Source organism: Nocardia sputi (genome assembly GCF_023501985.1).
The window spans coordinates 68,694-80,239 of sequence record NZ_JAMFLC010000013.1; the positions used below are offsets into that span (position 1 = coordinate 68,694).

Consider the following 11,546-nt stretch of genomic DNA (forward strand, 5'->3'; position numbering starts at 1 on the left):
CCGTGACTCCCTAACCTCGCCTCGATGCCCGCCTCGATAGATCTGGTTGATTGTGGCAGACTTCACGCGACGCCCGGGTGGGTGCCGCGACCTCTGGTTTTGCCTGGAATCGGCAGGTCAATGATCGCGACATCACGCCCCGTCACCCAAGAAGTTATTGATCCGTTAGAATCTGATGTCACTTATTTGGGCCGTCGTAGACGCAATTTCTCGGCCAGCCGCAGCTCTCGGCCAGCTCCACCTGTCGAGCCAAGCACGCGATGTGGAGGTTCGGTTGATGGCGCGTGGTAGAGGCCAGTTTGGAAAGTGAGTGGGAGATGCGTGACGCCGCTAGGTCTGGCAGTAGCCGCTGGGCGCTCGGCAACTGGGACCTGCGCTGGAAGGTGACGGCGGTGCTCGCCGTGCCTCTGGCGGTCGCGGTCGGGCTCGGCGTGTCCAGGATCTCCTCGGAGTTCGCGGAATCGAACCGGCTCGCCGACATCGCCGAGAACATCTCCGCCATCCCGGTGGTCACCGGGCTCAGCGCGCAGACCGCGACCACTGCGAGTTCGCAGATGGTCACGCTCGCGCCGAACACGTCCATCGTGACCGATCAGAACCTGGCGGATCTGGACAAGGCGATCGCCAACGCGGAGAAGTCGATCGACAGGTTGAGCAGCGTGCCGGGTGCGCGCGCCTCGTTGGAGAGCATGCTCAATCAGGCCAAAGCCGTCCGCGCCCAAGGGAAAGGCGCCTCCGTCGGTCCAGCCTCGGATACCCTCGCGTTGATCGACCGCGTCCGCAACGACAGCGTGAATATCGTCGAAACCACGGTCGGCCAGGTCAGCGACAGCGGGGTCGACGCGGCCAAACTGCGGCTGGTCGACTCGCTCAACACCCGTGCCGCGCTGGTCAACGTGGTCGCCTCCTTCCCGGAGGTGCTGCGCTCCCAGCAGGCCGGCGTGCAGAGCTTCCTCATCGCGTCCAGCACAGAGCGTGCGCTGCTCAACGTGGTCGCGCACCGCTTTCCCGACGGCGACACCTCGATCGCCGATCTGCGGGCGGGCATCGATACCAGGGTCGCGCTACTGAACAGCCCGCAAGTTCAGGCCGGCCAGCTCCCGATCGGTGACCTGAAAAAGTCGCTGACCGACAGCCTTGCGGTCTACGAGCACGTCGTCGGCAAGTCGACCAAGGACATCGACGCCGCGATGCAATCGCTGGTGTCCACGGCCCAGCGCGACGCGTGGACCTACACCGCGGTCGTCATCGCGACCATCCTCGCCGCCCTCCTGCTCGCCGTCTTCGTCGCCCGCTCGATGATCGTCCCGCTGCACCGGCTGCGTCTGGCCGCGCTGCGCGTGGCCGAGAGCGATCTGCCGCACGAGGTCGCCCAGCTCCGCAACGGCGCCTCGCCGGAGGAAGTGCCGCTGGAGCCGATGCCGGTGCGCAGCACCGAGGAGATCGGCCAGCTGGCCCGCGCGGTCGACGACATCCACGGCCAGGCGCTGCGCCTGGCGAGCGACCAGGCGAAGATGCGTTCGCAGGTCAACGACATGTTCGAGACCTTGGCGCGGCGGTCCAAGTCGCTCGTCGACCATCAGCTCACCCTCATCGAGGCGATGGAGTACGACGAGAAGGACCCGCGCCTGCTGGAGAACCTGTTCCGGCTGGACCATCTCGCCGCACGTATGCGCCGTAACGGCGACAACCTGCTGATTCTCGCGGGCACCAGGCAGCGCCGCGCCAAGTCCGCCCCGGTCGAGATCGCCGACGTGCTGCGCGCCGCGATCTCCGAGGTCGAGGACTACGAGCGCGTGAAGCTCGGCGCCACGCCGCGCGGTTCGCTGAAGGAGCCCGCCGCCTCCGACCTCGCGCATCTGTTCGCCGAGTTGCTGGACAACGCGCTGCGCGCCTCGCCGCCGGAGACCGACGTCAAGTTCACTTTCGCGCAGGCGCACGACCAGGGCCTGCTCATCGAGGTGGCCGACCGCGGCATCGGTATGCCGCCCGCCGAGATGGCCGACATCAACCGCCGGTTGGAGCAGACCGCCGAACCGGGTCCGGACACGGCCCGCCACATGGGTCTGTTCGTCGTCGGCAGGCTCGCCGAGCGGCACGGTCTGACCGTGCGGTTGCGCCCGACCTTCGACACCGCGCGCGATCCCGGCGTGACGGTGACCGTGCACGTGCCGGTCGGACTGATCGTCGCGGGCAAGCCGAGCGCGGGGCAGCCCGTCACCCCGCAGCCTTCGCCGCAGGCCGCCGCACCGCAGCGTCCGTCGGCGCCGTCCTCCATGCAGATGCGGGCCGTCACGCGGACTCCTGGGGGCAATGTCATGGTCACCGTCGATCCCGGGGTGAGCGGCCCCATCCCGGCCGCGAGCTCCACGCCCACGGCCACACCCACCGCCTCGCCCAGCGGTCCGGTCCCCACCGGTCCCGGCGGGCTGCCGCAACGGCAGCCGGGTTCGGCGATGCCTTCGTCCGGCATGCGCTCGGACGCCCAGCAGCAGAGTGCGAGTCTGCGGCCCGCGCCGGGTCAGCAGGCGCCCAGCGGTCCGCAGCGCGGCAAGCTCGCCGCGGCCAACCTGCCCAAGCGCACGCTGAACCCCGGCGGTCCGCCGCCGCGCCAGCCCGGTGGCCCCGCGGAGCAGCCCGGTGCGGGCCTGCCGCCGCGCGAGCCGACGTCCGGCGAACTGCCGGTGCGTCAGCCGGGCGCCAACGGGGTGCCGCAGCCGAGCACCGGCCTGCCGCAGCGCCAGCCGGGCGCGAACGGCGCGCCGTCGCGGGACGCGTCGAGCGGTTTGCCTCAGCGTGAGTCGGCTTCCGGTGGTTCGCCGCAGCGTGATCCGGCGAGTGGTCTGCCGCAGCGGGACTCCGCGAGTGGTTTGCCGCAGCGTTCGTCGGCTTCCGGTGGTCTGCCGCAGCGTGATCCGGCGAGTAGCCTGCCGCAGCGCGACACCGGTCTGAGCGGTCTGCCGCAGCGTGAGTCGGCTTCCGGTGGTCTGCCGCAGCGGGATCCGGCGAGTGGTCTGCCGCAGCGGGAGACCGGTCTGAGCGGTCTGCCGCAGCGGGACTCCGCGAGTGGTCTGCCGCAGCGTGAGTCCGCCTCGGGTGGCCTGCCCCAGCGGGAGCCGGGCATGACGGGCCTGCCCCAGCGTGAGCCCGGTTCCACGGGACTACCTCCGCGTGAGCCCGGTCCCACCGGCCTACCCCAGCGGCAGCCGGGTTCGAACGGTGTGCCGCAGCGTGAGTCGGCAGCGGGTGATCTGCCGCGACGTGAGTCCGCCTCTGGTGGTCTGCCGCAGCGTGAGCCGGGTGTCACCGGCCTGCCGCCGCGTCAGCCGGCGCCGAACCTACCGCAGCGCGACGCGGCGCCCGGCGGTCTGCCGCAGCGTGAACCGAGTAACGGCCTGCCACAGCGGGATTCCGGTGCCCACCGTCTCCCGCAACGCGAGTCCGCCAACGGCTTGCCGCAGCGGGAGCCGGGCTCAGGAGCACTGCCCGCCGTCAACGGCCTCCCGCAACGAGACGCGTCCCCGAGCGGTCTGCCGCAGCGTGAGCCGGGCGCGGTGCACGGCCTGCCGCAGCGTCCGCCCGCGCCGTCGGGCCCGCCGCAGCGTGAGAGCGGACTGACCGGCCTGCCGCAGCGGCAGCCGGGCGCACAGGCGCCGCAGCGCCAGCCGGTGCCGCCGGGTATCGCGCTGCCGCAACGGGACCGCGGTGGCCAGCACGCCGCGAGCGAAGATCAGCCCGCCACCGCGTCGGGCCGTGATCCCGGCAAGCACAGCTTCCGGTCGAACCCGGCCAAGACGGCGTCGTTCTTCCAGACCAGGCTGCAACCCGCCGACGAGCCGGGGGCGTCTATGGGAGGAACGCCGATCTTCGCCGAGATGATGTCGGCGTGGCTGTCGGATCCCAACGCGGACCGGTCGCAGGTGGCCGCCTCCTTCGAATCGCCGGGTGACGAAGGGTGGCAAGCGGCTCGCCGCGCCAGCGAGGCGCAGACCGAGACGAAAACGGCGGCCGGCTTGCCGCAACGTAATCCGGGCGGAAGGCTTGTCCCCGGCGGCGTGACCGGTGCGGCGGACCGGGCGCCGCGCCGCGACCCAGAAACGATCAGGTCCAGCTTGAGTCGTCACCAGCAGGGCGTCCGGGATGGCCGCGCAATGAGAGCAATGAACCTAACCGGAGATAAAGGAGACCGATGAACCCCGATCTAGGTGGTACGAATCGTCAGCTGGATTGGCTGGTTTCGAACTTTGCCAACGAGGTTCCTGGCGTAGCCCATGCCGTCCTGGTCTCGGCTGACGGCCTACTCATGGCCGCGAGTGCCCAGCTGCCCGTCGACCGCGCCGAGCAGCTGTCGGCCGTCACGGCTGGTCTGGCCAGCCTGTCAGTCGGAGTGTCGAACCTGTTCGAGGGTGGCACCGTGCTGCAGTCCGTCGTCGAGATGGAGCACGGTTACCTGCTACTCATGGCTGTCGGCGACGGTTCCTATCTCGCGGTGCTGACCAACACTTCGTGTGACATCGGTCAGGTCGGTTACGAGATGGCTCTGTTGGTCGAGCGTGTTGGCCAGACTGTTCAGGCCACACCACGCGTCACGATGGGTTCCTGATGGTGGGATGGACATAGAAGATCACCGCGTGGGGAGCGCCGAGCCGAGCCTCGTCCGCCCATACTCGCTGACCGCAGGCCGTACCAGGCCCGCGGTCGAGTTGGCGTTGGAGGCCCTCGTCGCATCGCATCCGGTCGCCCTGGAGCGGCAGTTCGAACTGACCAACATCGAGACGTCAATCGTGGAGTTGTGCAGAGAATCGCCGTCCGTTGCCGAGGTGGCAGCCCGATTGGGTATCCCTATCGGGGTGGCACGTGTGCTCGTGGCCGATTTGATCGAGGCCGGGCACGTGCGCGTATCGGCGACTTTGAAAGACGATTCCAGCGACGATGAGCGTCGCGAGCTGATCGAAAGGGTTCTCAGTGGACTCCGGCGTATTTGATTCGACGGCGCAGGTCGACACTCGTACCAGCAAGCCAACATCGGCGAAGATCGTGGTCGCGGGTGGCTTCGGTGTCGGTAAGACCACGTTGGTCGGTGCTGTCTCGGAGATTGTTCCGCTGCGCACCGAGGCATTGGTGACCAATGCGAGCGCCGGGATCGACAACCTGACCGGTATTCCGATGAAGTCGACCACCACCGTGGCGATGGACTTCGGCCGGATCAGTCTCGCCGACGATTTGGTGTTGTACCTGTTCGGCACGCCTGGTCAGTATCGATTCTGGTTCATGTGGGACGACCTGATCCGCGGCGCCATCGGCGCCGTGGTGCTGGTCGACACCCGCAGGCTGGAGGACAGCTTCGCGGCCGTCGACTATTTCGAAGCGCGCGGCCTGCCTTTCCTGGTGGCGCTCAACGAATTCGACGATGCGCTGCGATACCCGATCGAGGACATCCGGCAGGCGCTCGCGGTGCCTGCCGATGTGCCGATCCTGTCCATCGATGCCCGTCGTCGTGAGCCGGCCAAGCAGGCGCTGGTCGCGCTCACCGAGTACGCGCTACGCAAGGTGATGCAGGGCTACTGAGTGTTCGCGTGGGTTGCCTGCGCGCCGGGTAGGGCCGGATAGGCTCGCCCGGTGCGTACTTCGGCGCGAGAGTTGCTCGAGCAATTGCTCGACACGAACTCGTTCGTCAGCTGGGACCGGCCGCCGGTGACGGTGGCCGCTTCCCCGCAGTACCGCGATGCCTTGCGGAAGGCGGCGGTCGCGGCGGGCGTCGATGAATCGGTGCTCACCGGGGAAGGGCTGTTGCGAGGTCAGCGCGTGGCCGTCATCGCCTGTGAGTTCGGATTTCTGGCGGGTTCGATCGGAGTCGCGGCGGCGGAACGGATCGTCTCGGCGGTCGAGCGCGCCACCGAACTCGGGCTGCCGCTGGTCGCTTCGCCGACCTCCGGCGGCACCAGGATGCAGGAGGGCACTGTCGCCTTCGTGCAGATGGTGAAGATCGCGGGTGCGGTCGCGGCGCACAAGTCGGCTGGTCATCCCTACCTCGTCTACCTGCGCAATCCTACGATGGGTGGTGTCTTCGCCTCCTGGGGTTCGCTGGGCCACATCACTTTCGCCGAACCCGGGGCGCTCATCGGGTTCCTCGGCCCCCGGGTCTATCAGGCCCTGTACGGCAAAGCGTTTCCGGAAGGCGTGCAGACCGCGGAGAACCTGTATCGCCGCGGGGTCATCGACGGCGTGCTGCCGATCCCGGTGTTCCGCCGTATCGCCCACCGTGCGTTGAGTGTGTTCAGCGGAGTCGCGTTGCCCGATTCCGCTGCGACCCGGAGCCACTCGGATCCCGAGATGCCTTCGCCACCTGGAACGCCCAGGCCCACAGCGCCGATCCCTGTCGGGGAAACGACTGAGGCTGGAAAAGAACGAATCCGGTCCGACGACCAGCGGAGCCCCGCCGCGGGTGACTCGGTGTGGCAGTCGGTTCTCATCTCCCGCCGACCCCACCGGCCTGGCCTCCGTGAGCTGTTACGCCATGTCACACAACGTGTTCCGCTCAGCGGCACCGGGCAGGGGGAGTCCGATCGCACGGCCGTGCTCGCGCTCGGTCGTTTCCGTGGGCAGCCATGCGTGGTGTTCGGGCACGACCGGCGTGGCCAGCAAGGTGAGAACACCATGGGTCCTGCGGCCCTGCGTGAGGCGCGGCGCAGTATGGCGCTTGCCCAGGAGTTGCGGTTGCCGCTGGTTCTGGTCATCGATACGGTGGGCGCCGCGCTCTCGAAGGAGGCCGAGGAACGCGGGCTGGCGCCCGAGATCGCCCGCTGCATCGCGGATCTGGTGACGCTGGACACCCCGACCGTCTCGGTGCTGCTCGGCCAGGGCACCGGCGGTGGCGCGCTGGCGCTGCTGCCCGCCGACCGGGTGCTCGCCGCCACGCACGCGTGGCTGGGCCCGCTGCCGCCGGAAGGCGCAAGCGCGATCGTCTTCCGTGACATCGACCATGCGCCGGAACTCGCTGCGGCGCAACGGATCAGCGCCGCGGATCTGCTTGCCGACGGCGTCGTCGACCGGATCGTGCCCGAGTTTCCCGACGCCGCGGACGAGCCGGTGGACTTCGCCCGCCGGATGGTGTCCGCGATCGCGCGCGAACTGGCGAGCTTGCGCGCCCAGCCGGAATCGGAACTGCTCGCGGCCCGCCGAGCGCGTTACCGGCGGCTCGGCCTGACAAGCTGACCAGCCGGCGCAACGCGACCCCTGCCGATCCGAAGCACCCGTCTTCCAGCAAATTGCGGGCCAACACACCCGAGGGCGTGATTGACGGCTCGCCGCCGCACTTCTACCGTCGGAATGTGACCTTCAGAAGCGAGACCAGCACCGTTCCCTCGATCGTGCTGAACGACGGGAACGTGATCCCGCAGCTCGGCTTCGGCGTGTTCCAAGTGCCTGCCGAGGACGCTTTCTCGGCCGTCACCACTGCGCTCGAGGTGGGCTACCGCAGCATCGATACCGCCGCGATCTACGAGAACGAAGAGGGCACCGGCCGCGCGATCCGGCAATTCGGCCTGCCCCGCGACGAGATCTACGTCACGACCAAGCTGTGGAACTCCGAGCAGGGCTACGACTCCACGCTGCGCGCGTTCGACGCCAGCATGCAGCGGCTCGGTTTGGATTACCTCGACCTCTACCTGATCCACTGGCCGGTGGCCGCGGCAGGCCGCTTCGTGGACACCTTCCGTGCCTTCCAGGCGCTGAAGTCGCAGGGCCGGGTGCGGTCGATCGGCGTCTCGAACTTCACGGTCGCGCACCTGCGACAGCTCATCGCCGAGACCGGGGAGATCCCGGTGGTTAACCAGATCGAGTTGCACCCCAGGTTGGCCCAGCGCGAGCTGCGCGAGTTCCATGCCGCCAACGCGATCGCCACCGAGGCATGGGCCCCGCTCGGGCAGGGCACGCTGCTCGACGACAGCGTCATCGCCGCCGTGGCCGCCGAGGTCGGTCGCACTCCGGCGCAGGTGATCATCCGTTGGCACCTGCAGCTGGGCAACGTCGTCATCCCGAAGTCGGTCACGCCGTCGCGTATCGCGGAGAACTTCGACGTGTTCGGTTTCGAGCTCACGCAGGAGCAGATGGACGCGATCACCGCGCTGGACACCGGTTCGCGCATCGGTGGGGACCCGGACACGTTCACGCTCGGTCTGATCGACTGACCATCGGCGTCGCGCGGTCAGCGCAGTCGGAGATGTTCGGTGAGTTCGAGGGCCGCCGCGCGTCCCGCGCGGTTGGCTCCGACGGTGCTGGCCGAGGGCCCGTAGCCGATCAGGTGGATGCGCGGGTCGGCGGCTACCCGAGTGGCCAGGCGGCCCGACATGGTGATTCCGCCGCCGGGCTCGCGCAGTCGAAGTGGCGCGAGGTGATCGAGAGCGCTGCGGAACCCGGTGGCCCAGAGGATCACGTCCGCTTGCTGAAACGTTCCGTCTGCCCAGCGCACCCCGCCGGGTTCGATGCGCTCGAACATCGGCAAGCGGGTCAGTGCGCCGCGGGCCCGCGCCGCTCGTAACCGGTCGTCGAGCCGTAGCCCGGTGACCGAGACCACCGATCCCGGCGGCAACCCGCGCCGCACCCGGTCTTCGACCATCGCGACCGCGGCGCGACCGACCTCCTCGGTGAAGGCGCCTTCGCGGAAGCGCGGCGGTGTCCTCGTCACCCAGGTCGTCGTGGTGACCTGAGAGATCTCGTCGAGCAGCTGTACCGCCGAGATGCCGCCGCCGACCACGACGACGTGCAGCCCCGCGAATTCGTCGGCGGCCCGGTAGTCGCGGGTGTGCAGCTGGCGGCCTGCGAAGGTCTCCGCTCCGGGGTAGCGCGGGATGAACGGATGCTCCCAGGTGCCGGTGCAGTTGATCAAGCCGCGCACCCGGATCGGACCGTCCGCGTCGGTCTCCGCGTTGAGCACCGCACCACGGTCGGCGGGGTTGCCGTCCTCGGTGCGATCACAGACCACTGTGACCGACACCTGCCGATGAACTCGCAGGTCGAACCGCTTCTCGTACAGCTCGTAGTAGTGCGGCACAGCGGAGGCCGCCGGCGCGGACGAGGAACCCGGCGGCAATGTCTCGGCGAACGACATACCGGGCAGATCGTGCACTCCGTTGACCGTTTCCAGCGTCAGCGACGGCCAGCGGAACTGCCATGCGCCGCCGGGGCCGGGAGAACGGTCGACGAGCAGGAAATGCCGCTCCGGGCGCAGCCCGAGACGCTGGAGGTGGTAACCCGCCGACAGCCCCGCCTGACCAGCGCCGATCACCAAGATGTCGAAGTCCGTCGGCACAGTCGGTGATCGTATCGCCCGGCGCGGCAAGGGCCGGTCGCTGTGGCAGAGTGAAGAGACCAGACGGACTGTTCAGTCGGGGAGGTCGCATGCTCGAGGTGAGCCGGGACGGTGACGTGGTCACCATCGAACTTCAGCGGGAAGAGCGCCGCAACGCGCTCAACTACGAACTCGTGACACTGCTGCGCGAGGCCGTGCTCGCCGCTGTCGCCGAGCAGGCGCGGGTCGTCGTTTTGACCGGGCACGGCCCGGTGTTCAGTGCGGGCGCCGACCTGTCCGGGGTGTACTCCGACGATTTCCTGTCCGGGTTGCTGGAAACGCTGCACACGATCGAATCCGCGCCGATCCCGGTGATTTCGGCGATCAACGGAGCCGCGATCGGGGCGGGCGTGCAGCTGGCGCTCGCCTCGGATCTGCGGGTGATCTCGCCGGAGGCCTACATCGCGGTGCCCGCCGCGAAATTGGGTATCACCGTGGACCGGTGGACTGTGCGCAGGCTCGTCGCCTTGATCGGCGGCGGTCCCGCCCGGACGATGTTGCTGGGCGCCGAGCAGATACCGGCCGACGATGCCTACGCCTTCGGGTTCGCCAACCGGATCGGCGGTCTCGCCGACGCGCAGGCCTGGGCCAAGCAGATCGCGGCGTTGGCCCCGTTGTCCCTGCGGCACATGAAGCTGGTGCTCAACGATGACGGAACGCGTGATCCGGAAACCGCCCAGCAGCGCGCGGCGCTGGAGGCCGCGTGGACGAGCGAGGATGCCAAGGAGGGTCGATTGGCCAGGCAGGAAAAACGTCCCGCGAAGTTCGTGGGGCGATGATGGACATCAGACGTTTGGCGGGCGCCGCAACAGGCGCGCTCGGCCTCACCTGGCTGGTCCGGGCGGTGTGGGACATCCCATCGGCAATGGGGGCTTCGATTTCGGCCATCCAGCCGTACGCGGTGGGTGCGGCGACCTATCGCGACCGCCAGTTCCACAACACCGAGCCCAGCACCCAGGTGGTCGCGGGTTCGGCGCCCTCGCTGCTGGTCTCGGCCTTGACCCGGCGCAACGCGGGCAGGCCCAGAGCCCCCATCCCGCTGCAAACCCCGAAGCAGCCCACCGCGGCGGCCGCTCTCGCCGTCACCTGGTACGGCCACGCCACCACGGTGCTCGAAGTCGACGGGTACCGGATTCTCACCGATCCGGTGTGGAGCGAGCGGGTTTCGCCATCCCCGCTGGTCGGGCCCGCGCGCATGCACCCGGCGCCGCAGCCGCTGGCCGACCTCCCTCCGATCGACGCGGTGATCATCTCCCACGACCACTACGACCATCTGGACAAGGAGACCGTCCGAGAGCTGGTGGCTCGCCAGAGCGCGCCGTTCCTCGTTCCGATCGGTATCGGCGCCCATCTGCGCCACTGGGGCGTCCCGGAGGAGCGGATCGTCGAATTGGATTGGGGCGGTTCGGTATCACTCGCCGATCTGGGCCTCGATCGCAACGGCGTGGATCTGGTGATCACCTGTACGGAGGCACGGCACTTCTCCGGACGCGGCCTGCTGCGCAACACCACCCTGTGGGCCTCGTGGTCGATCGTCGGTCCGACGCGGCGGGCCTACTTCGGCGGCGACACCGGATACACCAAGGCGTTCGCCGAGGCGGGCGCGGCGCTCGGCCCGTTCGATCTGACGCTGCTGCCGATCGGCGCCTACGACGAGCGCTGGCCGGACGTGCACATGAATCCCGAGGAGGCGGTCCGGGCACACGCCGATCTCTGCGGCGGGAATCCCGGCCACGGTCTGCTGGTGCCCATTCACTGGGCGACGTTCAATCTCGCCTTCCACGGCTGGTCGGAGCCGGTCGAGCGGATGGTGACCGCGGCACGCGCGGCGGGCACGACGGTCGCGGTGCCGATGCCCGGGCAACGCGTAGATCCCTCGAGTGCCCCACCTGGCGATTCCTGGTGGGAGAATGTTGGTTGAACGACTCCGGCTAATTGACGACAGGAAGGATTCACGGCGATGAGTTTCGCGGATACGGTCAAAGGCCTGGTCGGCAAGGGGAAGGATGTGGCGGCCAAGAACGCCGACAAGATCAACCAAGCGGTCGACAAGACCGGTGACTTCATCGATCAGAAGACGCACGGCAAGTACTCGGACAAGATCGCCAAAGGCAAAGAGGCCGCCAAGAAGGTGGTCCCGCCGGATCAGTCCGGACCGCACGCCTGAGACAGCGGCGGAGACCGGGCTGCGGTCTCC

Annotated in this window: 10 protein-coding genes; 9 read left to right on the forward strand and 1 reads right to left on the reverse strand. The window is 68.7% G+C overall.

What is annotated here, in order from left to right; genetic code table 11:
* The first annotated feature begins 317 nt into the window (after positions 1-317).
* From M8859_RS17455 to M8859_RS17480, 6 genes are all read left to right on the forward strand, one after another.
* The gene (locus M8859_RS17455; protein WP_195070334.1) at positions 318-4,193 is read left to right on the forward strand and encodes a sensor histidine kinase; all 3,876 of its coding nucleotides are present in this window, start codon (positions 318-320) and stop codon (positions 4,191-4,193) included.
* Positions 4,190-4,603 (forward strand): roadblock/LC7 domain-containing protein, encoded by a 414-nt coding sequence (locus tag M8859_RS17460; RefSeq protein ID WP_011207200.1) that lies wholly within the window; start codon positions 4,190-4,192, stop codon positions 4,601-4,603. Before M8859_RS17455 ends, M8859_RS17460 begins: the two co-directional genes overlap by 4 nt.
* Positions 4,604-4,610: 7 nt before the next feature.
* Positions 4,611-4,985 (forward strand): DUF742 domain-containing protein, encoded by a 375-nt coding sequence (locus M8859_RS17465; RefSeq protein WP_014981573.1) that lies wholly within the window; start codon positions 4,611-4,613, stop codon positions 4,983-4,985.
* Positions 4,966-5,568, forward strand: coding sequence for a GTP-binding protein (locus M8859_RS17470; protein WP_249644547.1), 603 nt, complete (start codon positions 4,966-4,968; stop codon positions 5,566-5,568). Before M8859_RS17465 ends, M8859_RS17470 begins: the two co-directional genes overlap by 20 nt.
* 51 nt (positions 5,569-5,619) lie before the next feature.
* Positions 5,620-7,215 carry a carboxyl transferase domain-containing protein gene (locus M8859_RS17475; RefSeq protein WP_249644548.1) on the forward strand — a complete coding sequence of 532 codons (1,596 nt, stop codon included), beginning with the start codon at positions 5,620-5,622 and terminating at the stop codon, positions 7,213-7,215.
* Between the two features lie 116 nt (positions 7,216-7,331).
* Positions 7,332-8,189, forward strand: a complete 858-nt coding sequence (locus tag M8859_RS17480; protein ID WP_159925007.1) for an aldo/keto reductase — start codon at positions 7,332-7,334, stop codon at positions 8,187-8,189.
* 17 nt (positions 8,190-8,206) lie between these two features.
* Here the strand turns inward: M8859_RS17480 and M8859_RS17485 are convergent, their stop codons facing one another.
* The gene (locus tag M8859_RS17485) at positions 8,207-9,310 is read right to left on the reverse strand and encodes an NAD(P)-binding domain-containing protein (protein WP_195070336.1); all 1,104 of its coding nucleotides are present in this window, start codon (positions 9,308-9,310) and stop codon (positions 8,207-8,209) included.
* Between the two features lie 89 nt (positions 9,311-9,399).
* On the opposite strand from M8859_RS17485, the gene M8859_RS17490 reads away from it, so the two are divergent.
* Genes M8859_RS17490 through M8859_RS17500 form a run of 3 tightly spaced genes read left to right on the forward strand, consistent with a single transcriptional unit; the run spans position 9,400 to position 11,516 of the window.
* The gene (locus tag M8859_RS17490) at positions 9,400-10,128 is read left to right on the forward strand and encodes an enoyl-CoA hydratase (protein ID WP_159925004.1); all 729 of its coding nucleotides are present in this window, start codon (positions 9,400-9,402) and stop codon (positions 10,126-10,128) included.
* Positions 10,128-11,270 carry an MBL fold metallo-hydrolase gene (locus M8859_RS17495; protein WP_159925177.1) on the forward strand — a complete coding sequence of 381 codons (1,143 nt, stop codon included), beginning with the start codon at positions 10,128-10,130 and terminating at the stop codon, positions 11,268-11,270. Before M8859_RS17490 ends, M8859_RS17495 begins: the two co-directional genes overlap by 1 nt.
* Before the next feature lie 39 nt (positions 11,271-11,309).
* Positions 11,310-11,516, forward strand: a complete 207-nt coding sequence (locus M8859_RS17500) for an antitoxin (RefSeq protein ID WP_159925002.1) — start codon at positions 11,310-11,312, stop codon at positions 11,514-11,516.
* Positions 11,517-11,546 lie beyond the last annotated feature (30 nt).